19 protein-coding genes and 1 tRNA gene are annotated in these 24,379 nt (G+C 73.8%); 19 read left to right on the forward strand and 1 reads right to left on the reverse strand.

Going from position 1 to position 24,379, the window contains the following annotated elements:
* Window positions 1–148 precede the first annotated feature (148 nt).
* The 8 genes from ACFY7E_RS11020 (at window position 149) to ACFY7E_RS11055 (ending at window position 13,095) form a co-directional block, all read left to right on the forward strand.
* The gene (locus ACFY7E_RS11020) at window positions 149–853 is read left to right on the forward strand and encodes a small secreted protein (protein ID WP_389483097.1); all 705 of its coding nucleotides are present in this window, start codon (window positions 149–151) and stop codon (window positions 851–853) included.
* A gap of 160 nt (window positions 854–1,013) precedes the next feature.
* The gene (locus ACFY7E_RS11025; protein WP_389483100.1) at window positions 1,014–2,564 is read left to right on the forward strand and encodes a methyltransferase; all 1,551 of its coding nucleotides are present in this window, start codon (window positions 1,014–1,016) and stop codon (window positions 2,562–2,564) included.
* 199 nt (window positions 2,565–2,763) lie between these two features.
* Complete coding sequence (locus tag ACFY7E_RS11030; protein ID WP_389483102.1) at window positions 2,764–2,961, forward strand: hypothetical protein; 198 nt, start codon at window positions 2,764–2,766, stop codon at window positions 2,959–2,961.
* Between the two features lie 283 nt (window positions 2,962–3,244).
* On the forward strand, window positions 3,245–6,103 hold the full coding sequence (topA, locus tag ACFY7E_RS11035; RefSeq protein ID WP_389483105.1) for a type I DNA topoisomerase: 2,859 nt from the start codon (window positions 3,245–3,247) through the stop codon (window positions 6,101–6,103).
* A 166-nt stretch (window positions 6,104–6,269) separates the two neighbouring features.
* Window positions 6,270–9,938, forward strand: a complete 3,669-nt coding sequence (gene tmk, locus ACFY7E_RS11040; protein ID WP_389483108.1) for a dTMP kinase — start codon at window positions 6,270–6,272, stop codon at window positions 9,936–9,938.
* A 163-nt stretch (window positions 9,939–10,101) separates the two neighbouring features.
* On the forward strand, window positions 10,102–11,301 hold the full coding sequence (locus ACFY7E_RS11045; RefSeq protein WP_389483110.1) for a DNA polymerase III subunit delta': 1,200 nt from the start codon (window positions 10,102–10,104) through the stop codon (window positions 11,299–11,301).
* An 87-nt stretch (window positions 11,302–11,388) separates the two neighbouring features.
* Window positions 11,389–12,936, forward strand: coding sequence for an alpha/beta hydrolase (locus ACFY7E_RS11050; protein ID WP_389483112.1), 1,548 nt, complete (start codon window positions 11,389–11,391; stop codon window positions 12,934–12,936).
* An 85-nt stretch (window positions 12,937–13,021) separates the two neighbouring features.
* A tRNA-Thr gene (locus ACFY7E_RS11055) sits at window positions 13,022–13,095 on the forward strand.
* Between the two features lie 214 nt (window positions 13,096–13,309).
* On the opposite strand, the gene ACFY7E_RS11060 is transcribed toward ACFY7E_RS11055, so the two are convergent.
* Window positions 13,310–13,552: a hypothetical protein gene (locus ACFY7E_RS11060; protein ID WP_389483115.1), complete on the reverse strand. Its 243-nt coding sequence runs from the start codon at window positions 13,550–13,552 to the stop codon at window positions 13,310–13,312.
* 429 nt (window positions 13,553–13,981) lie between these two features.
* Between ACFY7E_RS11060 and ACFY7E_RS11065 the strand changes: the two genes are divergently transcribed.
* From ACFY7E_RS11065 to ACFY7E_RS11115, 11 genes are all read left to right on the forward strand, one after another.
* A complete protein-coding gene (locus ACFY7E_RS11065; protein ID WP_389483118.1) occupies window positions 13,982–16,594 on the forward strand; it encodes a BTAD domain-containing putative transcriptional regulator in 2,613 nt (870 codons plus the stop codon).
* A gap of 416 nt (window positions 16,595–17,010) precedes the next feature.
* Window positions 17,011–18,039, forward strand: coding sequence for a LuxR C-terminal-related transcriptional regulator (locus ACFY7E_RS11070; RefSeq protein ID WP_389483121.1), 1,029 nt, complete (start codon window positions 17,011–17,013; stop codon window positions 18,037–18,039).
* Between the two features lie 72 nt (window positions 18,040–18,111).
* Window positions 18,112–18,762, forward strand: coding sequence for a pyridoxamine 5'-phosphate oxidase family protein (locus ACFY7E_RS11075; protein ID WP_389483123.1), 651 nt, complete (start codon window positions 18,112–18,114; stop codon window positions 18,760–18,762).
* 137 nt (window positions 18,763–18,899) lie between these two features.
* A complete protein-coding gene (locus ACFY7E_RS11080) occupies window positions 18,900–19,772 on the forward strand; it encodes a diiron oxygenase (protein ID WP_383437402.1) in 873 nt (290 codons plus the stop codon).
* Window positions 19,769–20,644: a hypothetical protein gene (locus tag ACFY7E_RS11085; protein WP_389483126.1), complete on the forward strand. Its 876-nt coding sequence runs from the start codon at window positions 19,769–19,771 to the stop codon at window positions 20,642–20,644. Before ACFY7E_RS11080 ends, ACFY7E_RS11085 begins: the two co-directional genes overlap by 4 nt.
* Before the next feature lie 17 nt (window positions 20,645–20,661).
* Window positions 20,662–21,111: a holo-ACP synthase gene (locus ACFY7E_RS11090; protein WP_389483129.1), complete on the forward strand. Its 450-nt coding sequence runs from the start codon at window positions 20,662–20,664 to the stop codon at window positions 21,109–21,111.
* Window positions 21,112–21,127: 16 nt separating this feature from the next.
* On the forward strand, window positions 21,128–21,361 hold the full coding sequence (locus ACFY7E_RS11095) for a phosphopantetheine-binding protein (protein WP_030219305.1): 234 nt from the start codon (window positions 21,128–21,130) through the stop codon (window positions 21,359–21,361).
* 21 nt (window positions 21,362–21,382) lie between these two features.
* The gene (locus ACFY7E_RS11100; protein WP_389483132.1) at window positions 21,383–22,207 is read left to right on the forward strand and encodes a class I SAM-dependent methyltransferase; all 825 of its coding nucleotides are present in this window, start codon (window positions 21,383–21,385) and stop codon (window positions 22,205–22,207) included.
* Window positions 22,207–23,184, forward strand: a complete 978-nt coding sequence (locus ACFY7E_RS11105; RefSeq protein ID WP_389483134.1) for a 3-oxoacyl-[acyl-carrier-protein] synthase III C-terminal domain-containing protein — start codon at window positions 22,207–22,209, stop codon at window positions 23,182–23,184. The genes ACFY7E_RS11100 and ACFY7E_RS11105 overlap by 1 nt, the downstream gene beginning before the upstream one ends.
* Window positions 23,181–23,447 carry an acyl carrier protein gene (locus tag ACFY7E_RS11110; protein WP_389483136.1) on the forward strand — a complete coding sequence of 89 codons (267 nt, stop codon included), beginning with the start codon at window positions 23,181–23,183 and terminating at the stop codon, window positions 23,445–23,447. Before ACFY7E_RS11105 ends, ACFY7E_RS11110 begins: the two co-directional genes overlap by 4 nt.
* On the forward strand, window positions 23,444–24,256 hold the full coding sequence (locus tag ACFY7E_RS11115; RefSeq protein ID WP_389483139.1) for a hypothetical protein: 813 nt from the start codon (window positions 23,444–23,446) through the stop codon (window positions 24,254–24,256). Before ACFY7E_RS11110 ends, ACFY7E_RS11115 begins: the two co-directional genes overlap by 4 nt.
* Window positions 24,257–24,379 lie beyond the last annotated feature (123 nt).

Here is a 24,379-nt window from a genome sequence, read left to right on the forward strand (position 1 = left end):
TCATTCCCGGAGACGACGGAGGCACGTGAGCGGTCTCTCCCTTGGTTCAAAAGGCTTCAATGCGGGATGAATCAGTCGTACGAAAGGTGGAAGTAGCCCGTTCGGCGTGTATGTTCCGGGGCCGAGAGCCTTGGAAGGGACCGATCCGGTGAACAAGAAGCTTGCGGCCGCACTGTCCGGCGGCGCGGTACTGGTGCTCGCGCTGTCGGGTTGCAGCGAAGACGAGGGCAACAAGGTGGAGGCCTGGGCGAAGACGTTCTGCGACCAGGCCGAGCCCCAGATCCAGAAGCGGGCCGACGCCCACCAGATCATCATCTCGACGGCGGCCGACAGCAAGCCCGCCGAGATCCAGGCCGCGGACTCGAAGGCGTTCCAGGACATCGCCGACGCCGACCGCGCCCTCGCCAAGGCCGTCGAGACCGCCGGCGCCCCGCCCGTGGAGAACGGCGAGAAGGTCAAGCAGGACGCGGTCAAGGAGCTCAACGACACCGCGGTGGCCTACGAGGGGCTCAAGAAGCAGGTCGACGCGCTGGACCCGTCGAACCAGCAGAAGTTCGCGGACGGCCTCCAGAACGTCGCCAACGGGCTGACCCGGATCGAGAAGATGGACCAGAACGCCCTGGCCAAGCTGGAGGAGGGCGAGATCGGGAAGGCGATGGCCAAGCAGCCCGGGTGCCAGAAGCCCACCGCCTCGACCTCGCCGAAGCCCTCGGGTCCCGCCTCGCCGCCCGCCGGTTCCACCGCGGACGCGGGCGGCGCGGCCGAACCCACCGGGAAGGCGTCCGCGGCGCCGGACGGGAAGGCGTCCGCGAAGCCGAGCGGGAAGGCCACGGCCACCAAGAGCGAGGAGTAGGCCTCTCGGCCGTCCTGGGCCCCTGCACCGGGAAAGCCACCGAGAGACCGTCAGGAAGCCGTCGGGCGCGCGTCGGCGGATCGGCCGTCCCGATGTCGGCGGATCGGCCGTTCCGATGTCGGTGGCGGCCGATGTCGGTGGCGGCCGTCACAATGGGCGGGTGAGTACGACCAGCCTGACTTCCCGCCTCCCGGTGCCCGCGCACGCCGCCCGTCTGCGCGAGGCGCTGCTCGCCGCCGACTTCACCGCCGACGGTCTGCTCGACCTGCTCGGCGCCCCCGCCTACGCGGCGCTCGCCCGCAGCGAGACCGTGCCCGCCCTGCGCGCCACCGGTGGCGACGGGCCGCTGGAGACCCTCGTCCGGCTCTTCCTGCTCCAGGAGCCCGTCGAGCACGCCCGGGCCGCCGCCGCGCTCCCGCTGGACGAGGCCGCCGCCGACGGCTGGGTGGTCCGCGAGGACGACACCGTGCGCGCCACCGTCGACGTCCGGCCGTACGGCGGGCCCGACGGCGAGGACTGGTTCATCGTCTCCGACCTGGGCTGCGCGGTCGGCGGCGCCGGGGGCATCGGGAAGAAGGACGAGGAGGTCGTCCTCGGCGTCGGCGGGGCCTCCACCACCCTCGCCGGCATCACCGTCCGCACGCCGGTCTCCGCCGCGCTCGACCTCGGCACCGGCTCCGGCATCCAGGCGCTGCACGCCGCCCGGCACGCCACCCGGGTCACCGCCACCGACCTCAACCCGCGCGCCCTGGACTTCACCCGGCTCACCCTCGCCCTCTCCGGGGCCCAGGAGGCCGAGCTGGTCGCGGGCTCGCTCTTCGAGCCGGTCGGGGACGACACGTACGACCTGATCGTCTCCAACCCGCCGTTCGTGATCTCCCCCGGCGCCGGACTCACCTACCGGGACGGCGGGATGGGCGGCGACGACCTGTGCCGCACGCTCGTGCAACAGGCGGGCGAGCGGCTCAACGACGGCGGGTACGCCCAGTTCCTCGCCAACTGGCAGCACGTGGACGGCGAGGAGTGGCAGGAGCGGCTGCGGGCCTGGGTGCCGCGCGGCTGCGACGCCTGGATCGTGCAGCGGGAGGTCCAGGACGTCACCCAGTACACCGAGCTGTGGCTGCGGGACAGCGGCGACCACCGGGGCGACCCGGCCGCCTACCGGGCCGCGTACGCCCGCTGGCTCGACGAGTTCGAGGTCCGCGGGACGCGCGCGGTCGGCTTCGGCTGGATCACGATCCGGCGGAACGGAGCGGTGGCCTCCGGCGCGGTCGAGCCCTCGATCGTGATCGAGGAGTGGCCGCACCCGGTCGAGCAGCCCCTCGGGCCCGCCGTCCGCGCCCACTTCGAACGCCAGGACTACCTGCGGACCCACGACGACGCGGCCCTCCTCGCCGACCGGTTCACGCTCGCGCCCGAGGTGGTCCAGGAGCAGGTCGGCCTGCCCGGCGCCGAGGACCCGGAGCACGTCGTGCTCCGGCAGAACCGGGGGATGCGCCGCGCGACCCGCGTCGACCACGTCGGTGCCGGGTTCGCCGGCGTCTGCGACGGCACCCTCAGCGCGGGCCGCATCCTCGACGCCATCGGCCGGTTGATGGGCGAGGACCCGGTCCTGCTGCGGGACCGCACCCCGCAGGCGATCCGTCTCCTCGTCGAGGAGGGCTTCCTGCTGCCCGTCGGCGAAGGGGCCGCGGCGGAAGGGGAGGAGTGACATGAGTGACAGGCGAGGGGGCAGGCGGAGGAACAGCAGGTCGAAGGAGGAGCGAGGGGCGGGTCACTACCGGCCATCTTCGTGAAACCCGGCCGGGCGGCCCACGGCGTTCACCGGGAGTTCGCGCCCGCGTCTTCCGGGGGTGCGAGCCTCCCCTCCGGGAGACGAACACCGCACGCGAACGGAACGGGGTACGGGCATGGAGAGCGGGCCGGCGATCTTCGCGGGAGCGGCGTTCACGCTGTTCGGAGGCGTGCTGCTGCTGTGGACCGGCGTGCGCGCGCTGCACCGGCAGCCCGTCGCGCTCGGCGTCCCCCCGCGCGCCGCGGTCGCGCTGACGAGTCTCTCCGGCGCCGCCTTCCTCACCCTCGGCGTCTGGTGCTTCGGCCGCCTCTGACCGCTCTCTCCGGTACCGCCGCCGATCTTCGGCGCACACCCCTCGCCCCACCGGTCCGGGAGTCCGGGCGGCAGGAATGCCAGGACTCGGGTTACCGTTCGAGTGGCCGTTGCGGGCTTTCGCCGTTTGACACGGGGGCGGGTTGTACCGTCACACTCCGCAGCGACGGGAGCGTCACCGTCCGTGCCGCTGCCGTGCGTGCCGGTGCCGTATGCGCCCCGTACGTGCTCCGTACGTGCCCCGTACGTGCCCAGAGAGTGCCGAACCGGAGAGAAGAGCGAAGTTGTCCCCGACCAGCGAGACCGCACACGGCGGCCGCCGACTCGTCATCGTCGAGTCGCCTGCCAAGGCGAAGACGATCAAGGGCTACCTCGGCCCCGGCTACGTCGTCGAGGCGAGCGTCGGGCACATCCGCGACCTCCCCAGCGGCGCCGCCGAGGTGCCCGAGAAGTACACCGGCGAGGTGCGCCGCCTCGGGGTCGACGTCGAGCACGACTTCCAGCCCGTCTACGTCGTCAACGCCGACAAGAAGGCACAGGTCAGGAAGCTCAAGGAGCTGCTCGCCGAGTCCGACGAGCTCTACCTCGCCACCGATGAGGACCGCGAGGGCGAGGCCATCGCGTGGCACCTCCGGGAAGTCCTGAAGCCCAAGGTCCCGGTCCACCGGATGGTCTTCCACGAGATCACCAAGGACGCGATCCGCGAGGCCGTCGCCAATCCGCGCGAGCTCAACCAGCGGATGGTCGACGCCCAGGAGACCCGCCGCATCCTCGACCGCCTCTACGGCTACGAGGTCTCGCCGGTCCTGTGGAAGAAGGTCATGCCCCGGCTCTCCGCCGGCCGCGTGCAGTCCGTCGCCACCCGGCTCGTCGTCGAGCGCGAGCGCGAGCGCATCGCCTTCCGCTCCGCCGAGTACTGGGACCTCACCGGCACCTTCGGCACCGGCCGCACCGGTGACGCCTCCGACCCGTCCTCGCTGGTCGCGCGGCTCGCCTCGGTCGACGGCCGGCGCGTCGCGCAGGGCCGCGACTTCGGCGCCGACGGGCGGCTGAAGACCGCGAACGTGCTCCACCTGGACGAGGCGAACGCCCGGGCGCTCGCCGCCGCGCTCGCCGACACGGCGTTCTCCGTCCGCTCGGTCGAGTCGAAGCCGTACCGCCGCTCCCCGTACGCCCCCTTCCGGACCACCACCCTCCAGCAGGAGGCGAGCCGCAAGCTGGGCTTCGGCGCGAAGGCGACCATGCAGGTGGCGCAGAAGCTGTACGAGAACGGCTTCATCACCTACATGCGTACGGACTCCACGATCCTCTCCGACACCGCCGTCAAGGCGGCCCGTGCGCAGGTCACGCACCTGTACGGCGCCGACTACCTGCCGGAGAAGCCGCGCGTCTACGCCGGCAAGGTCAAGAACGCGCAGGAGGCGCACGAGGCGATCCGGCCTTCGGGTGATCGTTTCCGCACCCCGGCGGAGACCGGTCTGACCGGCGACCAGTTCAAGCTGTACGAGCTGATCTGGAAGCGGACCGTCGCCTCCCAGATGAAGGACGCGACCGGGAACTCGGTCACCGTCAGGATCGGCGGCCGGTCCTCCGACGGCCGCGACGCCGAGTTCAGCGCCTCCGGCAAGACCATCACCTTCCACGGCTTCATGAAGGCGTACGTGGAGGGGGCCGACGACCCGAACGCCGAGCTCGACGACCGCGAGCGGCGCCTGCCGCAGGTCGCCGAGGGCGACGCGCTGACCGCCGAGGAGATCACGGCGGACGGCCACGCGACCAAGCCGCCGGCCCGCTACACCGAGGCCTCGCTCGTCAAGGAGCTGGAAGAGCGCGAGATCGGCCGCCCGTCGACGTACGCCTCGATCATCGGCACCATCCTCGACCGCGGCTACGTCTTCAAGAAGGGCACGGCACTCGTGCCGTCCTTCCTGAGCTTCGCCGTCGTCAACCTCCTGGAGAAGCACTTCGGGCGGCTCGTCGACTACGACTTCACCGCACGGATGGAGGACGACCTCGACCGCATCGCGCGCGGCGAGGCCCAGTCCGTGCCGTGGCTGAAGCGCTTCTACTTCGGCGAGGGCGCGACCTCCGGAGAGGGCGGCGCGGCGGACGCCGGGAACGGCGACGGCGACCACCTCGGCGGTCTCAAGGAACTCGTCACCGACCTCGGCGCCATCGACGCGCGGGAGATCTCCTCCTTCCCCGTCGGCAACGGCATCGTGCTCCGCGTCGGCCGCTACGGCCCGTACGTCGAGCGCGGCGAGAAGGACGCCGAGGGCCACCAGCGCGCCGACGTCCCCGACGACCTCGCGCCCGACGAGCTGACCGTCGAGCTCGCCGAGGAGCTGCTCGCCAAGCCGAGCGGCGACTTCGAGCTGGGCACCGACCCGGCCAGCGGCCACCAGATCGTCGCGAAGGACGGCCGCTACGGCCCGTACGTCACCGAGATCCTGCCCGAGGGCACCCCGAAGACCGGCAAGAACGCGGTGAAGCCGCGCACGGCCTCGCTCTTCAAGTCGATGGCCCTCGACACGGTGACCCTGGAGGACGCGCTCAGGCTGATGTCCCTGCCCCGGACAGTCGGCACGGACGCCGAGGGCGTGGAGATCACCGCGCAGAACGGCCGCTACGGCCCGTACCTGAAGAAGGGCACGGACTCGCGGTCGCTCACCGACGAGGAGCAGCTCTTCACGATCACGCTCGACGAGGCCCTCGCGATCTACGCCCAGCCGAAGCAGCGGGGCCGGGCCGCGGCCAAGCCGCCGCTGAAGGAGCTGGGCACCGACCCGGTCAGCGAGAAGCCCGTGGTCGTCAAGGACGGGCGGTTCGGCCCGTACGTGACGGACGGCGAGACGAACGCGACGCTGCGGACCGACGACAGCGTGGAGACGATCACGCCCGAGCGCGGCTACGAGCTGCTCGCCGAGAAGCGGGCCAAGGGGCCGGCGAAGAAGACGGCCAAGAAGGCCCCGGCGAAGAAGACCGCCGCGAAGAAGGCCACCACCGCCAAGAAGGCGGTGGCGAAGAAGACGGCCGCGAAGAAGACGACGGCGGCCAAGACGGCGACGACGTCGAAGACCGCGGCCACGAAGGCCGCGGCCGCGAAGAAGACGGCGGCTTCGGCGGCGGAGAAGGCGGAGTAGTGGGCGCCGTGTGACGACGCCGTGTCGGCGACGTGACGGCGGGAAGGGGGCGGAGACCGGTGGTCTCCGCCCCCTTCCCGTCCCTCCTTCACCCCCTCGTCACAGCCTCGTCCGGATGTTCGGGCGGGGGCCGCGAGGAGGAAGGACGTCCGGATAGGGTGGACGGATGACGCGAGCAGAGCAGCCAGACCGTCTCGGCGATTCCGACGCCGCCCTCGTCGCGGATTCCCGGGAGCGCGCAGTACGCGCCCTCTTGCGCCACCAGCCGCTGCGCCGGCTGTGGAGCGCCCACCTGCTCGGCAGTACCGGCGACGCCCTCGCCCTCCTCGTCCTGGTCCTCCTCGGTTTCCAGGCGGCCGTGACGGAGGACGCGCTCGGGGGCGGCTACCGGGGGGCCGCGTTCGCCGTGGCCGCCGTCGTCGGCGCGCGCCTCCTCGCCTCGGTCCTCTTCGGGGCCGTCCTCCTCGGACCGCTGATCGCGCTCACCGGACCCGGCGGGGCGCTCGACCGGCGCTGGACCATGATCGGCGCCGACGGCGTGCGGATCGCGCTCCTCGTCATCGCGCCCCTGTGGATCGACTGGACCCCCGGCAGCGCCCTCTGGTACCTGCTCGGCACCGTCTTCGTCACCGGCGCGGCCGAACGGCTCTGGACGATCAGCCGCGAGGGTGCCGCGCCCGCGCTGCTGCCCGCGCCGCCCCTGGAGGGCGCCGCCGTACGGCCGCTGCCCGACCACCTCGGCGCGCTGCGCCGGCTGTCCCAGCGGACCGGCTTCCTCGCCGTCCCGGCCGCCGCCGTCGTCCTGCTCGTCTCCACTCTGATCGGCGAACTGCTCGGCGTCGGGTTCGACTGGTTCTCGCTGCACCGGGCCGCCCTCGGCTCGTACGTCGCGGCCGGCCTGTTCGCCGCCTCCGTCACCGTCCTGTACGCGATGGCGCTGCCCGGCGGGGAGACGCCGCGGCCCCGCTCGCCCCTGGAGGGCCTGCGCCGGCCGTCCGCGACGAAGGGTGCCAAGGACGGTGCCGCCGGGAAGGGCGGCGCCTCCCCGAAGGGCGCCGACGCGGGCCGGGGCCGTACCGGGATCCTGCCCCTCCTCGTCCTGGCCTGCGCCACCGTCGCCGGGGCCGTGGCCTCGGCCGCGTCCGTCGCCGTGCTCCACGCGGACGACCTGGGCGGCGGCCCCGTCACGTACGCCCTCCTGATCCTGGCCCTCAGCGGCGCCACCGCCGTCGGCATCCGCACCGCCGGTTCCGTGCTGCCCGTCCTGTCCCGGCGCCGGCTGCTCGCCCTCGCGATCACCGTCACCGGGGTCGCTCTGATCGCCGCGGGCCTGGTCCCGGACACGGCGACCGTCCTGTTCCTCGCCGTCCTCGCCGGATACGCGGCCGGAGTCGCCGCGAACACCGGCCACGTCCTGATCGACCAGGAGACCGAGGAGCCCCGCCGGGCCCGGACCACCGACCACCTCCAGGCCTCCGCCCGCTTCGCGATGGGCATCGGCGCTCTCGCCGCCCCGCTGCTCGCCGCCGCGATCGGACCGCACCGGATCGGCTCCGGCAGTTCCGTCCTCGCGCACGGCGGCGCCGCCTTCACGCTCGCCCTCATCGGCGCCCTGCTGCTCCCGGTCGCCGCGCTCGTCCTCGCCAAGGCCGACGACCGGGCGGGCGTACCGCTCCGGCGCGACCTGCGCGACGCGCTGCGCGGCTCCGACCCGGCCCAGGCACCGTCCCCGACCGGCTTCTTCATCGCCCTGGAGGGCGGCGACGGCGCCGGGAAGTCCACCCAGGTCCAGGTGCTCGCCGACTGGATCCGCGCCAAGGGCCACGAGGTCGTCGTCACCCGCGAGCCCGGCGCCACCCCGATCGGCAAGCGGCTCCGCTCGATCCTCCTCGACGTGTCGTCGGCGGGGCTCTCGAACCGGGCCGAGGCCCTGCTGTACGCGGCCGACCGCGCCGAACACGTCGACTCCCTGGTCCGGCCGGCCCTGGAGCGGGGCGCGATCGTCCTCTCCGACCGGTACATCGACTCGTCCGTCGCCTACCAGGGCGCGGGCCGCGACCTCTCCCCGACCGAGATCGCCCGCATCTCCCGCTGGGCGACCGACGGCCTCGTCCCGCACCTGACCGTCGTGCTCGACGTCTCCCCGGAGACCGCGAGGGAACGGTTCACCGAGGCGCCCGACCGGCTGGAGTCCGAGCCGCCGGAGTTCCACGCGCGCGTGCGGGCCGGTTTCCTCGCCCTCGCCGCCGCCGACCCCAGCCGTTATCTCGTCGTCGACGCCGGCCAGGAGCCGGAGGCCGTCACCACCGTCGTGCGCCACCGGCTCGACCGGATGCTGCCGCTCTCCGAGGCCGAGGTGAAGGCCGCCGAGGAGGCTCGCCGCAAGGCGGAGGAGGAGGCGCGGCGCAGGGCCGAGGAGGAGGCCGCCCGCAAGGCCGAGGAGGAGCGCCTGGAGCGCGAGCGCCAGGCACAGCTCGCCAAGCTGCGCGCCGAGGAGGAGGAGCGCAAGCGGCGCGAGGAGGAAGAGGCGCGCCGCCTGGAGGCCGAACGGAAGGCGGAGGAGGCCCGGCGGAAGGCCGAGGAGGAGCGGATCGCCGCCGAGCGCGCCGCCGAGGAGGAGCGCAAGCGTCTCGCGGCCGAGGAGAAGGCCCGCGAGGAAGAGGAGGAGCGGCTCCGCAAGGAGGCCGAGGAGGAGGCCCGGCTGCGGGCCGAGGCCGAGGCGCGCCGTCTGGAGAAGCAGCGCAAGGCCGAGGAGGCGCTGCTCCGCGCCGAGGAGGCCCGCCGTGCCGCCGAGGCAGCCGCCGCCGCGAAGGCGGCCGAGGAGGCCGAGGCGAAGGCGGCGGCGGAGCGGCTCGCGGCCGAGGCCGCCGCGAAGGCCGCGGCCGAACGTGCCGCCGCCGAGCGCGCCGCGGCGGAGCAGGCGGCCGCCCAGCGGGCCGCCGAGGCGAAGGAGGCCCGGGAGCGGGCCGCCCGCGAGCAGGAGGCCCGCGAGCGTGCCGCGGCGGAGCAGGCGGCGGCCGAGGCCCGGGCGGCGGCGGAGCGCGAGGCCCGCGCGAAGGCCGCGGAGGCGGCGGAGGCGGCGGAGCGGAAGAAGGCCGAGGCCGCGGCGAGGGCCGCCGCCGAGCGTGCCGCCCGCGCCGACGAGGTGTCGGCGAACGAGGTCACCGTGCCCACGTCGGTCGTGAAGCCGGACGGGGACCGCCCTTCGGGGCAGGACGCCCCGACCGTCTCGCCCGACGAGATCACCGTGGCCACGCCGATCGTGCGGCCGGGGGCGGAGGCCCGCCCGGAGGCGGAGCCTCGCCCGAAGACGGAGCCTCGTCGGGAGACTCGGACCCGCTCGGGGGCGGACCCCCGCTCGAAGGCGGCCCCCCGCCCGAATACGGAGCCTCGTCCGGGGGCGGAGGCCCGTCCGGAGGAGGAGACGGCCGTGCTGCCCAAGGTCCGGGAGGACCGGGGGGCGGACGAGACGGCCGTGCTGCCGAAGGTCCGGGAGGACCGGGGCGCCGACGAGACCGCCGTGCTGCCTCCCGTACGGGACCCCCGGAGGCCCCAGAGCCCCCGCACCCCCCGTACGTCCGGTTCCACCGCCGCCGACCGGCTGCCGAAGGACTTCTTCCGCGACGAGCGGGCGGGAGGACCCGCCGGCGCGACCCGGGCGGAGCCGGACGGCGCGAACGACCGCACCAGGGAGCTGCCCCAGCTCGACGAGAACGGCCGGCCGCGCCGCTCCGACTGGGCCGAGGAGACCCCGCTCGACGACGTGCCGACGCTGGCGGACGAGCTGTTCGGCCCGCACGAGGACGAGGGCGGGGAGCCCCGGCGCCGCCGCTGACACCGCACGGCCCCTCCGGCCGGGAACCCACGGGTCCCCGGCCGGAGGCCGTTGCGTACCTCCGTACCCCCGCGCCTCCTCCGTGCCCGCCGCGCCCTTCCGCCGTGCGGGGGCTGTCAGAGGGCTGCCCCACAATGGAGGGCGTACCTGAGGAGGGGCAGACATGGCCGTATGGGACGACCTGGTCGGACAGACCCGGGTCGAGGAGCAGCTCGCCGCCGCCGCGCGCGACGCCGACGCGTTCGTGACCGCCCATGAGACCGGCGGGCCCGTCCCCGAGGCCTCGAAGATGACCCACGCCTGGCTCTTCACCGGTCCGCCGGGGGCCGGCCGGGTCGACGCCGCCCGGGTCTTCGCGGCGGCCCTCCAGTGCGTGAGCCCCGACCGCGCCCTCGGCGGGACGCCGGGCTGCGGGTTCTGCACCGGCTGCCACACGACGATGATCGGCACCCACGCCGACCTCACGACGGTCTCCGCCGTCGGTACGGAGATCCTCGTCCGCGACATGCGCGACACCGTCCGCAAGTCCTTCACCGCACCGGCCAACGGCCGCTGGCAGATCATCCTGGTCACCGACGCGGAGCGGCTCAACGAGCGCTCGGGCAACGCGGTCCTGAAGGCCGTGGAGGAGCCCGCCCCCCGCACCGTCTGGATGCTCTGCTCCCCCTCCCTGGACGACGTCCTGCCCACGATCCGCTCCCGCTGCCGCCACCTGAGCCTGCGGACCCCGTCGGTGGAGGCCGTGGCCGACGTGCTGGTGCGGCGCGACGGCATCGAGCCCGGGATCGCCCTGGCCGCCGCCCGCGCCGGGCAGGGGCACGTCGAGCGGGCCCGCCGGCTCGCCACGGACGAGCGGGCCCGCGCGCGCCGCGCCGTCGTCCTCAAGCTGCCGATGCGGGTCGCGGACATCGGCGGCTGCTTCAAGGCGGCCCAGGAGCTGATCGACACGGCGGCCGAGGACGCGAAGCAGGTCGCGGAGGAGATCGACACCAAGGAGACCGAGGAGCTGAAGGCGGCGCTCGGGGCCGTGCAGGGCGGGCGGATGCCGCGCGGCACGGCCGGGATGATGAAGGAGCTGGAGGACAAGCAGAAGCGGCGCGGCCGCCGGACCCAGCTCGACACCCTGGACCTGGCCCTCACCGACCTGACCGGCTTCTACCGGGACGTGCTCGCCCTCCAGCTCCGCTCCCGCACGCCCCTGACGAACGAGGACGTGCGGGACGCCCTGGAGACCGTCGCCCGCGACAGCACCCCGGAGCTGACCCTCCGCCGCATCGAGGCCGTCCTCGCCTGCCGCGAGGCCCTCGACCGGAACGTGGCGCCGCTGCTCGCGGTGGAGGCGATGACGATGGCGCTGCGGTAGCGGGGGCGCGGAGGGCTCCCGGGGACGGCCCGTATGCGACTCGTCACGATTGGACACGGTCCGTGCCGGTCCGGATACGCTCCGGGAATGGACTCCAGGCGCTTGCTTCGTACGTCCGCCGTGGCCCTCGCCGCGGCCGGGCTCATCCTCTCCGGCTGCTCGGGCGGGAGCGACGCCGCCGCGCCCCGCGGGACGGCCCAGGGCCGGTCGGCGCCCTCCGCCGCGCCCGAGGCGCTGAAGAAGTTCTACGCCCAGAAGCTGAAGTGGCGCGACTGCGGAGTGACGGGCTTCCAGTGCGCGACCCTGAAGGCCCCGCTCGACTACGCGAAGCCGGCGGCAGGGGAGATCGATCTCGCGGTCTCCCGGGTGCGGGCCACGGGTCCGGGGAAGCGGCTCGGCTCGCTCCTGGTCAACCCCGGCGGACCCGGCGGCTCGGCCGTCGGCTACCTCCAGGGGTACGCGGGCGTCGGCTACCCGGCGCCCGTCCGCGCCCGCTACGACATGGTGGCCGTCGACCCGCGCGGGGTCGCCCGCAGCGAGCCGGTCGAGTGCCTGACGGGCCCGCGGATGGACGCGTACACCCAGGTCGACCAGACCCCCGACGACGCCGCCGAGACCGAGGCGCTCACCGCCGCCTTCAAGGACTTCGCGGCCGGCTGCGCGAAGCGCTCGGAGAAGATCCTGCCGCACGTCTCCACCGTCGAGACGGCCCGTGACATGGACGTCCTGCGGGCGGTCCTCGGCGACGAGAAGCTCACCTACGTGGGGGCGTCGTACGGCACCTTCCTCGGCGCCACCTACGCCGAGCTCTTCCCCGACCGGGTCGGCCGGCTCGTCCTGGACGGGGCGATGGACCCGTCGCTCCCGGCGCTCGACCTCAACCGCGACCAGACCGCCGGCTTCGAGACCGCCTTCCGCGCCTTCGCCGCCGACTGCGTGACCGAGCCGGACTGCCCGCTGGGCACGGAGTCGGTCCCGGCGGCGGGGGAGGCGCTGAAGAAGTTCTTCCGCGACGTGGACGCCGAGCCGCTGCCCACGGGGGAGAGCCGGAAGCTGGGCGAGTCCCTCGCCACCACGGGCGTGATCGCGGCGATGTACGACGAGGGGGCCTGGCCCCAGCTCCGCGAGGCCCTCACCCAGGCGAAGGGCGGCCGGGGCGCGGGCCTCCTGGCGCTCGCGGACAGCTACTACGAGCGCGAGCCGAACGGCGAGTACGCCAACCTCATGGCGGCCAACGCCGCCGTGAACTGCCTCGACCTGCCGGCCGCCCACCGCGGCCCGGCCGACGCCGCGAAGGCCGTCCCGTCCTTCGAGAAGGCATCCCCGGTCTTCGGCGCGGGCCTCGCCTGGGCGGCCCTCAACTGCACCTACTGGCCGTCCCCGGCCACCGGCCGCCCCCACCGCATCACCGCCGAGGGCGCCGCCCCGATCCTGGTCGTCGGCACCACCCGCGACCCGGCCACCCCCTACAAGTGGGCCGAGTCCCTCGCCGGCCAGCTCTCCTCCGGCACCCTCCTGACCTACGAGGGCGACGGCCACACCGCGTACGGCCGGGGCAGCGACTGCGTCGACACGGCGATCAACACCTACCTCCTCGAAGGCACCCCTCCGTCCGCCGAAAAGCGCTGCTCGTAGGCCCTCCCCGGGGGTGGTCGGACCACCCCCGGAAACTGTGTAGACTTGGCGTCGCCGCTGCACCCACCATGGGACCGCACGGCTTGCCGCCTTAGCTCAGTTGGCCAGAGCAACGCACTCGTAATGCGTAGGTCTCGGGTTCGAATCCCGAAGGCGGCTCGGAATCACCCCAGGACTCACTCGCCGTGACCTGGGGTTTTTCTTTTTGTCTGGTGCCGCAGTGAGGGCTCGGCCCGGGAGGGCTTGCTGAGGGGCGCCGGCGGGGGTGTGGGCGGCGAGTCGGTGGTGCCGCGCGGGCGTTCCGGGTCTGATTCGGCCCCTTCTCCGCGCTCGGCGGCGCGCTCGAAGGGGCCGTCGGGGGTTGTGGGAGGCGTCAGTTCTGGCCGCGGGGGGCGTGGCCGGCGGGGTTCTGGTTCCCGGACTCCTGGGTCGGTGAGCTTCCCTCGCAGGAGGGCTGCCGGCCGCCGGGTTCGTGGCCCGCGTTGTTGGTACAGGGGATGTCCAACGGTTGGATCTTCGTCTCCGCGATCGAGGCCCCACCGAGACTCGGCGCGAAGGCCGCCGCCGTGGCGGCGAGCGCGGCACCGATCCTCTTGGTCTTCGTGGTTCCGGTCATGATGTGCTCGATTCCACGGGCGTGGTACTTGATGCTCACGTTTGTCCGGAGAGGGGCTTTTGTCGAGGGAAGTGGTGTAGGGGTGGGGTGCGGGGTGGGTCGCTCGGTGCGGTGTTCCCGTTCCGTGTCGGTGCGTGGTCGAGGGGAATCCTGCCCCGGCTCGCGCGCACGCGCGCACGCGCGCGGAAGGTGCTGGCCCTTGCCGGAGGCATTGGTCTAGTCCAAACTGATCATCGACGAAGCCTCTGCAGAGTCGGCCGTGCACGGCCCGTCAGGCCGCCGCCGGTCATGATCGACAGGACGCGGTCATCGGATGAGGGGGATGCCATGTCGGAGCGGGCGTCGGCCACGGGAGTTCCCGGGGGTGATCCGGACGACGGGCCGGGGTCGTTCGGGGCGCGGCTCCGGGCGTTCCGGGGGCGGGCCGGGATGAGTCAGGAGACGGCCGCCTCGCGGGCCGGGATCAGCACCCGGGCGCTGCGCGACATCGAGTGCGGGCGGGTCCTGCGGCCCCAGACGCGTACCCTCCAGCGGCTCGCCGAGGCGCTCGGGCTCACCGGCGACGAGCTGGCGGGCCTGCTGGCCGCCGCCCGCAGCGGGGCGCCGCGCGGCGCCGGCCGGCCGCGGCTCCTCGTCCTCGGCCCGTTCTCCCTCCGGCGCGGCCGGACCCCCGTCCCCGTCACCAGCCCGATGCTGCGCCGCCTGCTCGGGCTGCTCGCGCTCAAGCACCCCGAGCCCGCCACCCAGCAGGAGATCACCGACGTCCTCTGGCCGTCCGGGCCGCCCAGCTCCCATCAGAGCCTCGTGCACACCTACGTCAGTCAGGTGCGGCGGCTCCTCGAACAGGGCGGCCCGTCGCCCGGCGTCGTCCGGACCCCCGTCGGCTACCTCCTCGAAGCGCCCCGGAACCAGATCGACCTCGGCCACTTCGACGAACTCCTCGACCAGGCCGAGCGCCTGCACCGCACGCCCGACCCGGCCTCCGCCCACGAGGCGCTGACGCAGGCCCTGCGGTGGTGGCGGGGCCCGGTCCTCGCGGACGCCGACCCGGTGCTGCGCCAGCACCCCGCCGCGGTGGTCGCCAACGAGCGGCGGGTCAAGGCCGTACTGCTCCACGCCGACACCGCGCTGCTGCTGCGCCGGCCCGAGGACGCCGTCCCGGTGCTCTGGGACATGGTCAACGCCGAACCCCTCCACGAGGGCCTGCACGCCCGGCTGATCCTCGCCCTCGCCAGCTGCGGCGAACAGGCCGCCGCGCTCGGCGTCTTCAACCGGCTGCGCGACCGCCTCGACGACGAACTCGGCATCGCGCCCAGCGCCGAGGTCCGCGACGCCCATCTGCGGGTGCTGCGCCAGCAACTGCCCCTCGCCCCGCGCCCCGGCCGCCCCGCACCCTCCGAGCGCACCGCCTCCGCCGGGCCCCTCCCCGCCCAACTGCCCGCCACGGCCGGTCCCTACGTCGGGCGGCGGCGGCAGATGCGGGAGCTGGACGCCCTCGTCTCGCCCGACCCGGCGGCCCGCGCGCACGTGATGGCGGTGGTCGGCGCGCCCGGCGTCGGCAAGACCGCCCTCGCCAAGCACTGGGCGCACGCCCGGCGCGGACACTTCGAGGACGGGCAGCTCTTCGTCGACCTGCGCGGCCACTCCCCGCTCCCGACACTGCGCCCCGGCGACGTCCTCGCGCAGTTCCTCCGCGCCCTGGGCGCCCCGCCCGGCCGGCTGCCCGCCGACGAGGACGAGGCCGCCGCGCTGTACCGCACGCTGCTCGCCGACCGGCGGACGCTGATCGTCCTCGACAACGCGCGCGACGCCGAACAGGTCAGGCCGCTCATCCCCGGCGCCCGGGGCTGCGCCGTGGTGATCACCAGCCGCAGCCGGCTCGCGGGCCTCGTCGCCAGCGACGGCGCCCACCAGCTCGTCCTGGACGTCCTCGACCCGGAGGAGGGCCGCGGGCTGCTCGCCGCCACCATCGGCGAGAGCCGGGTCGCGGCCGAGGAGGAGGCGGCCCGCAGACTCGTGCGGGCCTGCGGCGGCCTGCCCCTCGCCATCCGGATCGCCGGGGCCAACCTGCTCGCCCGCGACTCCCGCGTCGCCGACCACTGCGCCGCCTTACCCGGTGACGACATGCTCAGCCGGCTGCGCGTCGAGGGCGACCGGCGCTCGACGGTACGGGCCGCCTTCGACCTCTCGTACCGCGCGCTCCCGGCGGCGGGCCGGCACATGTTCCGGCTGCTCGGCCTGATGCCGGGACCCGCCCTCACCGCGCACGGCGCCGCGGCCCTCGCGGACACGACCCCGGCCGAGGCGGCCGGGCTCCTCGCGGCCCTGACCGACGCCCACCTGGTACGGGAACGGGCCGCCGGCCGGTTCGGACTCCACGACCTGCTGCGCTCGTACGCCCGCGAGCTGGCCGGCCGGGACGAGGCGCACGCCGCCCGGCAGCGGCTCTTCGACTGGTACCTCCGCCACGCCGACGCGGCGGCCCGGCTGCTCCACCCGGCGGAGACGGTCCCGTCCGCCGCGTCGGCCGCGCCCCCGGCCCCGCCGGTCTTCGCGGACCACGGCGAGGCCTCGGAGTGGCTGGAGGGCGAGCGGGAGAACCTGGCCGGCGCCGTCCTCCAGGCGTCCGCGACCGGCTTCACCACCGTCGCCTGGCGCCTGGCCGAAAGCCTGCACCCCCACCTCTCGACGAGGATGTACACGGGCGACTGCCTCAAGGTCGCGACCGCCAGTCTGTTCGCCGCCGTCGCCGACGGCGAGCCGCGGGCCCAGGCCTCCGCCCAGCTGCGGCGCGCCGAGTGCCACCGGGCGCTGGGGAACGACGCGCAGGCCCTGGAGCTGTTCGGCAGCGCCCTGGACCTCGCGCGGCAGGCCGACTGGACCGAGGGGCAGGTCCTCGCCCTGCGCCGCATCGGCGCCGCGCACCAGGAGAACGGCTCCGCGCGCCTCGCCTCCGGCTACCTCTCCCGGGCCCGCGAACTCGCCCGGTGCGGGGCCGGTGCCGACACCGACGCCGCCGAGGGCCTCGGCCTGACCAGGTGACGGTCGGACGGTGAGTATGTTTTCGGCCAACTATTGGTTTGTTGCCAGAAGTTGAACGTGCGGAAGGACAAGTACTCCGGCAGTTGCCAGAGTTCTGCCGGTTGCCACGGGCATACCGCCGGCGGGCGCCGGAACCACAGGTCGGCGCCGGTGTGCCCGCTCCCGGGCGGGCCTCCGGAGGCCGCCGCTCCTCTGGTCCGGCTGTAGGGGGCCGCCCAGCCGGGGGCCATACGGTGTGGCCGCACCGCAAAGCCGTTGCCCGAAGCGATCCGAAGAGATCCGAAGCGATCCAGAGCGATCCGGAGCCATCCGGAAGTGATTCCGCAGTTTTTCGGAGCCGTCCCCGGACGCGCTCCCGCACCGTTCCCGCACCGTTCCCCTGCCGACCACATCCGTGCGACCAGAACGAGGTGACGATGGAAACCGCGACACAGATCCCACGCCAGGAAGCCCGGAGGGCGGCCCCCGTGGACGAGTTCGTGGTCACGTTCTACGAGCGGGCCGTCGGGCGCGCCGACTTCACCCCCGCCGGGATCGCCGAGGAGCTGGCCGTCCCGCGCCACCGGGCCGAGCACGCGATCGGAGTGCTGCGCGAACTGCGCCTGGTCAAGCCGGCCGAGGACGGCACGGGCCGGCTGGTCGCGGTCAGCCCGGAGGCCGCCCAGATGGAACTGCTCGTCCCCCTGGAGCGGGAGATCCTCGACGGGCGCCGCCGCCTCGCCGGGTTCAAGGGGCAGCTCAGCTCCTTCGTGACGGCGTTCGAGAAGCAGTCCAGGGCCCGCGCCGAGGCGGTGGTGATCACCGACGACCGGGAGGAGATCGAGCTGCGCCTCCTCGAAGCCGCCCAGGCCTGCACCACCGAGGTCCTGGTGATGCAGCCCTGCGTGGCCCGCGAGACCCCCGAGCTGCGGCTCGCCCGACCCCTCGTCCTCGACCTGCTGCGGCGCGGCGCGCAGGGGCGGATCCTCTACCCCCACACCGCCCGCGGCGACTCCGACACCCGCGCGCACCTCGGCGAGATCCTGCCCGCGGGCGGGCGGGTGCGCACCACCAAGGAGGTGCGCGACCGCTTCCTGGTCTTCGACCGGAAGACGGCCTTCATCCCGGCCGGCGAGGGCGACGCCATCGCCGTCGTCTACGACGGCGCGGTCGCGTCCTTCCTCGCCGACCTCCACGCCCGGGTCTGGGAGTCCGCCTTCGACTTCGACTCCGGGGCGTCCGGGTACGCCGGGACCATGGGCGACCTGAAGGCCACCCTGCTCGACCTGCTGGCCTCCGGCGCCAAGGACGAGGCCATCGCCCGCCGGGTGGGCATGTCCGAGCGGACCCTCCGCCGCCATGTGGCCGCGATCATGCAGGAGTTGTCGGCCGGCAGCCGCTTCCAGGCCGGCGTCCTCGCCGCCCGGGCCGGCCTGGTCGACCTGACCTCGGGGAGCGCCGCGTGAGCCGTCACGACCGCCCGAGTCCGGGGAGCGCCGCGTGAGCCATTACGACCGCCCGATCCCAGGGAGTGCCGCATGAGCCGCTACGACCGCATCGCGTACACCCCGTCCGTGCTCCGGGCCCAGGAGGAGATGGGCAGCGCCACGGCGGCCGGGCGGCGGCTGCGGGCGCCGGACGGGGGGCCCGAGCCGCTCACCGGCGCCGAGGCCGGCTTCATCGGCGGCCTCGACGGCTTCCTCTTCGCCAGCGTGGGCGAGACCGGCTGGCCGTACATCCAGTTCCGGGGCGGGCCGCCGGGGTTCGTCCACGTCCTGGACGCGCACACCCTCGGCTACCTGGACGTCCGGGGCAACCGGCAGTACATCACCACCGGCAACGTGCGCGGCGACGACCGGGTCGCGCTCTTCTTCATCGACCACGCCCGCCGGACCCGACTCAAGCTGTTCGGCCGCGCCACCGTCGTACCGCCCGGCGCGGACCCCGCGCTCGCCGAGCGCCTGGACTCGACGCGTACCGACGGAACGGTCGAACAGCTCGTCACGATCCGGGTCGAGGCCTTCGCCTGGAACTGCCCCAACCACATCACCCCCCGCTTCAGCCAGGAGGAGCTCTCCGACGCCCTGGCGCCGGTCCGCGGGCGCCTCGCGGCCCTGGAGGACGAGAACGCCGCCCTGCGCGCGGAACTCGCCGCGCTGCGGGGGGACGACGGCCCGCCCTCCCCCTGAGGCCCGCCGGCCGCGGCGTTCGCCGGTCCGTCCACTGACCGGATTCGGCAGCCGGTTCCGGGCATTGATGGGCCCCCTCCCCGGGGCCCAGTCTGGAAACAGCGAAGAACCCTCGAAGCGAACGGAGAAATCGCGCGATGGTCAGCGACGTGATCGACCGCAACGACCGGTTCCGGGGAATTCTGGACCGGCTCGCCACCAAGTCGATCGACGACTACTACAACCCGTACCGGCTGTTCGAGTGGCCGGACCGGCTCCCCGAGGACATGTGGTGGATGAGCCCCGAGCTCACCACCACGTACGGTACGGAATGGGCCGAGAAGCTCACTCCGCAGCAGCTCCACACGCTTTCCAAGCACGAGAGCATCAATTTCTACAGCCTCAATGTGCACGGCATCCGGGAACTGCTCATCGAAGTGGTCAACCGGATCCACACCGCCGGTTTCGAGACGCCGTCGGAGTTCTTCCACCACTTCATCGGTGAGGAGAACGAGCACATGTGGTTCTTCGCCGAATTCTGCCTCCGCTACGGCGGGAAGATCTACCGGCAGCCGGCCGGCGGCGCGGAGGCGGCCGTCCCGTCCGACAAGATCCAGAGCCTGCTGGTCTTCGCCCGCATCCTGATCTTCGAGGAGCTGGTCGACCACTTCAACTCGGCGATGGCCGAGGACGCGCGGCTGCACGAGACGATCCGCGGCATCAACCGCATCCACCACCAGGACGAGTCCCGGCACATCGCCTTCGGCCGCGAACTGGTCAACCTGCTCTACCTGGACCTGAAGCAGACCGCCTCCGAGGAGGAGCTGGACCAGGTCTCCACCTATCTGCGCCGCTACATGAAGCACAGCTTCGAGTCCCTCTACCACCCCCAGGTCTACCGCGACGCCGGCCTGGAGCGCCCGCACGAGCTGCGCCGGGCCCTCCTCGACTCCCCGGCCCGCGCCGAGGCCGAGCTGCGGACCTTCCGCAAGACCGCCAAGTACCTCGAGAAGACGGGAATCGTCCGATGAACCGCCTGACCGGGAGCGACGGCGTACCCGCCCTCGCCATCCTCGGGCCCGGGGCCACCCGGCTCGTCAGGGAGCTCGACGGGATCTTCGCCGGCTGGGGGCTCGCGGACGGCGCCGAGGAGATCAGCGCCCCGCCGCTCTTCCCGGTGACCGACCTGGAGAAGTTCGACGTCTACACCAACTTCCCCCACCTCGCCTGGGTCGCCGGTTCGCTCGACCTGACCGACGACCGGTTCAAGCCGGTGGAGGGGAGGTTCGGGCCCGGCGCGGTGACCGAGGCGCGGTACGGGCTCCCGCACGCCACCTGCTACGGCGCCTACCTCTTCCACGAGGGCGGACAGGTCGCCGACGACGCCCTGGTGACCCTGGTCAACCGCTGCTTCCGCAACGAGGACCACTACGGCGGTCTGCGCCGCCTCGCCAGCTTCCAGATGCGCGAGATCGTCGCGCTCGGCGGCTTCGAGCACACCCAGCGGGTCCTCGCCCGCTTCACCGGGCGCATCCAGGCCTTCGCCGCCGCGCTCGGGATCGAGCTGGGCAGGGAGGCGGCGGGCGACCCGTTCTTCCGGAACGACGACGGCCGCGCCCTGATGCAGAAGCTCAGCCCGGTGAAGTACGAGTTCCAGTACGGCGACCTGGCCATCGCCTCCGTCAACACCCACCGCAACTTCTTCGGCGAGCGCTGCGGGATCCGCCTGGAGTCCGGCGAGCACGCCTACACCTCCTGCGTGGCCTTCGGCCTGGAGCGCTGGCTCGCCGTCCTGACCGAGCACTTCGAGGAGGACCTCGACGCCGCGCTCGACGCGGTGCGCGGGGCCGCCGCGGTCACGGCCGCCCCCGCCGCGGATACCGCCGCCGTCGCGGCGCCGTGACCCGGCCCCTCGTGGGCGTGGACCTCGTCCCCCTCTCCCGGGTCCGCGCTCTCCTCGCCCCCGACCCCGGCACCGGCACCGAACCCGGGACCGGAACGCTCCTCGCCCGGCTCCTCTCCGCCGCCGAGCTGGTCGCCTCCCGGACGCCCGACGGCGTGCCCGACCCCTCGGGGATCGCCGGGCGCCTCGCCGCCAAGGAGGCCGTCTTCAAGCTCCTCGGCTCCGTCGGGAAGCCCGTCCCCTGGCAGGGCATCGAGGTCCTGCGCGGCCCCGGCGGCCGGCCCGGGGTCCGGCTCTCCGGCCGGGCCGCCGAGCTGGCCCGTACCGCCGGGATCGGGCCGATCGACGTGAGCATCAGCCACGACGCCGGCTTCGCGATCGCCGTCGCGGCCGCCACCGCCTCCGTACCGGACCGCCCCGTACCGGACCGCCCCGTACCAGACCGACCCGTTCCGCTGGATCAGTGACTCTGAAGGGAATGCCATGAGTTCCGCAGGTATCGACAAGGTCCGGGACTGGATCCTCGGCCGTCACCCCGAGCGCACCGAGCTCGCCTCCGACGTCGACCTCATCGAGAGCCGGCTCGTCGACTCGCTCGCCTTCGTCGAGCTCGTCTACACGATCGAGGACGCCGCGGGCGTCGAGATCGACTTCGACAACATCGACATCGAGGACTTCCAGACCCTCGCCACCATCGAGAAGGCGTTCTTCGCCTGATCCCGAGGAGGGGTCTTCATCATGGACGCAGTCTCGTACACCGCACAGTGGATGGCCGCCGCCCGCGCCGAGGAGTCCGAGCGCGAGGACGCGCTGTTCGTCGACCCGTTCGCCCGCGACCTGGCCGCGCCCCGGGGCTTCGAGCTGGTCGAGCGCTACGCCGGCGGCGGTCTGCTGCCCTTCATCTCCATCCGGACCCGGTTCCTGGACGACGCGATCAAGGACGTCCTCGCCGGGGGCGGGATCCAGCAGGTGGTGCTGATCGCCGCCGGCATGGACACCCGCGCCTTCCGGCTCGACTGGCCGGACGGCGTCGAGCTGTACGAGGTCGACCACGCCCTCCTGATCGCCGAGAAGCGCCGTCGGCTCGAAGCCCTCGGGGCCGAGCCGCGCGTCGACCGGCGCGAGGTCTCCGCCGACCTCACCCGGGAGTGGCTGCCCGCCCTGGAGGCCGCCGGCTTCGACCGCGACCGCCCGACCCTGTGGGTCGCCGAGGCGCTGACCTTCTTCCTCACCGAGGAGCAGGCCGCCGGGCTGCTGCGGCTGCTCGCCTCCGCCTCGGCGCCCGGCAGCCACCTGGCCTTCGACATCCTCGGCCGCGCCCTGCTGCGCAGCCCGTTCTCGAAGCGCTTCCTGGACACCCTCGCCGCCGACGGCACGCCGTGGATCTTCGGCACCGACGAGCCCGAGGAGTTCCTGACCGCGAACGGCTGGAAGACCACCGACCTGCGCGAGCCGGGCCAGCCCGGCGCCGGCGAGGGCCGCTGGCCGTACGAGGTGCAGCCGAGGGACCGCCGCGGCGCCAACCGGCTCTGGCTGATCCGCGCCGAGGTCGTGAAGCCCTGATGAGCCGGTTGACCACCGACCGCCTGATCACCCTGGAGCGGATCGAGTCGTACCTGCCCGAGCGCAGCGTACGGATCGAGGAGCTGGGCGAACGGCTCGGACTGCACCGGGCGCAGCTCGGCGTGTTCCGCAAGTTCTACGGCCTGGACCGGCTGCGGTACGACCCCGGACTCCCGCTCCTCGACCTGCTGCGGCCCGCCGCGCGCGGCGCCCTGGCCGCCCTCCCGGAGGGCGGCCGGGTGGACTACCTGGCGTACGCCCACGTCACCCAGGCGGTCGCCCCCGCCGACGTGGACGTGGCGCGGCTGGTCGGCGACGACCTCGGGCTCGCCGACACGGAGGCCTTCGGCCTCAGCCACCAGGCCTGCGTCAGCAGCCTCGGCGCCATCGAGGTCCTCGGCGAACTGCTCCGCGCGGAGGGCGGCGAGGGCGCGTACGCCCTGATGGTCACCGGCGAACAGGCGTACTCGCCGGTCGTCCAGCACGTCCCCAACACCTCGATCATGGCCGACGCCGCCGCCTCCTGCCTGATCACCCTGGACGGCGAGGGGGACGTGGTCCGCTCCTTCGCCACCCGGACCCTGGGCGAGTACGCCCAGTGGCTGGAGCTGACCCCCGAGCAGAACACCGAGTTCGGGGAGCAGTACGGCAGCCGGATCGCCGAGGTCATCCACCGGGCGGTGGAGGAGGCCGGGCTGACCCTCGACGACATCGAGCTGGTGATCCCGCACAACGTCAACAAGCTGGCCTGGCGGCAGACGATCAAGGAGCTGGGGGTGGAGCCGGAGAAGGTCTTCCTGGACAACGTCCCCCGCTACAGCCACACCTTCGCCTCCGACGTCTTCGTCAACTACACCACCCTGCGCGACGAGGGCCGCCTGGTGGACGGCGCCCCCTACCTCCTCGTCTCCGTCGGCCTGGGCGCCACCTTCGGCGCCATGGTCATCACCCACCGGGCGGGGGGCGGCGCCCGATGAGCCGTCAGGAACTGCTCCTCACCATCGAGAAGGCGCTCGGCGAGGTCCTGGAGCGGCCGGTCACCGGTCTCACCGAGGAGACCGCCCTCTTCGACGAGCTCCAGCTCACCTCCCTCGCCGTCCTGGGACTCCTCATGACCGTCGAGGAGGCGACCGGGATCTCGGTCGACCCGGAGGCGCTCGACATCGACCACCTGCGGACCGTGGGCTCCTTCGCCGACTACGTCGAGGCCGCGCTCCGCGAAGAGGAGGGGACGCCATGAGCGGACTCGCCGTCCGGGCCGCCGCCGCGGTCCGCGCGCCCGAGGGCCGGGAACCGGACGACCGGGCCGCCGCGCTCGGCTACTTCCGCGACCTGCTCGCCCCCTTCGGGGAGAAGCCGGACGAGGAGCTGTTCGCCGGCGGCCGGCACGTCCGGCACCGGGACCTCGCGGACCTGCTCGTCGCCGACGAGGGCGTCGGCGGCAGCAGGCCCGAGCTCCTGATCGTCACCCACGCCCTCCCGGACGTGGTGCCGTTCACCGCCGTCGCGCCGTACCTCACCGCACGGCTCGGCGGCCGGGCGGCCAACTTCGCGATCGCCCAGCAGGGCCTGGCCGCGCCCTTCACCGCGCTGCGGATCGCCTCGGCGTACGCGAGGGCGGGACGGGCGGCGGAGGTCGTGGTCGCGGTCCTCGAACAGACCACCCTGCCGACGCCCTTCCCGCTGGTCCACGACACCCCGCTGGTCGACTCGGCCGCCGCGCTCGTCCTCGGCACCGCCACCGGGGAGGGGGACGGCCCCCGGTTCGTCCGCGCCCACTCGGCCGGTTCGGCGGCGGACGCGCTCGGCCGGGAGCCCGGGGACGACGGCACGCTCCTCGTGCTCGGACCCTGGGTCACCAAGGACCTCCCCGCTCATGACGGCCCGGTGCACCGGGTGGTCCCGGGCAGCTACTGCACCAGTGTCTGGCTCGACCTCGCCGGCCACTGGCGGGAGTGGGGGCGCGACCACCGGCGGATCGTGCTGTGCGACACGGACCCGCGCTCCGGCCGCACCCACGTGGCGCTCTTCGCCGGCGGCGAGGGGTAACCCCCCTCGGTCCGGAGGGCCGTCGCGCTCCCGTCCCCACCGGAGGCGCGGCGGCCCGCCCGGAGACCGCCCCGCCGGAGGCGCGACGGCCCCCGCGGCCGCTGCCCACCGGCTCTCACAGAC

It is taken from the genome of Streptomyces sp. NPDC012825 (genome assembly GCF_042900925.1).
Lineage (GTDB): Bacteria > Actinomycetota > Actinomycetes > Streptomycetales > Streptomycetaceae > Streptomyces.

Coding starts and splice junctions, on each gene's coding strand:
- ACFY7E_RS11030 (WP_389483102.1), top strand. CDS start 2,764: ATGGAGAGCGGGCCGGCGATCTTCGCGGGAGCGGCGTTCACGCTGTTC.
- tmk (WP_389483108.1), top strand. CDS start 6,270: ATGACGCGAGCAGAGCAGCCAGACCGTCTCGGCGATTCCGACGCCGCC.
- ACFY7E_RS11045 (WP_389483110.1), top strand. CDS start 10,102: ATGGCCGTATGGGACGACCTGGTCGGACAGACCCGGGTCGAGGAGCAG.
- ACFY7E_RS11050 (WP_389483112.1), top strand. CDS start 11,389: ATGGACTCCAGGCGCTTGCTTCGTACGTCCGCCGTGGCCCTCGCCGCG.
- ACFY7E_RS11060 (WP_389483115.1), bottom strand. CDS start 13,552: ATGACCGGAACCACGAAGACCAAGAGGATCGGTGCCGCGCTCGCCGCC.
- ACFY7E_RS11065 (WP_389483118.1), top strand. CDS start 13,982: ATGAGTCAGGAGACGGCCGCCTCGCGGGCCGGGATCAGCACCCGGGCG.
- ACFY7E_RS11070 (WP_389483121.1), top strand. CDS start 17,011: ATGGAAACCGCGACACAGATCCCACGCCAGGAAGCCCGGAGGGCGGCC.
- ACFY7E_RS11075 (WP_389483123.1), top strand. CDS start 18,112: ATGAGCCGCTACGACCGCATCGCGTACACCCCGTCCGTGCTCCGGGCC.
- ACFY7E_RS11080 (WP_383437402.1), top strand. CDS start 18,900: ATGGTCAGCGACGTGATCGACCGCAACGACCGGTTCCGGGGAATTCTG.
- ACFY7E_RS11085 (WP_389483126.1), top strand. CDS start 19,769: ATGAACCGCCTGACCGGGAGCGACGGCGTACCCGCCCTCGCCATCCTC.
- ACFY7E_RS11095 (WP_030219305.1), top strand. CDS start 21,128: ATGAGTTCCGCAGGTATCGACAAGGTCCGGGACTGGATCCTCGGCCGT.
- ACFY7E_RS11100 (WP_389483132.1), top strand. CDS start 21,383: ATGGACGCAGTCTCGTACACCGCACAGTGGATGGCCGCCGCCCGCGCC.
- ACFY7E_RS11105 (WP_389483134.1), top strand. CDS start 22,207: ATGAGCCGGTTGACCACCGACCGCCTGATCACCCTGGAGCGGATCGAG.
- ACFY7E_RS11110 (WP_389483136.1), top strand. CDS start 23,181: ATGAGCCGTCAGGAACTGCTCCTCACCATCGAGAAGGCGCTCGGCGAG.
- ACFY7E_RS11115 (WP_389483139.1), top strand. CDS start 23,444: ATGAGCGGACTCGCCGTCCGGGCCGCCGCCGCGGTCCGCGCGCCCGAG.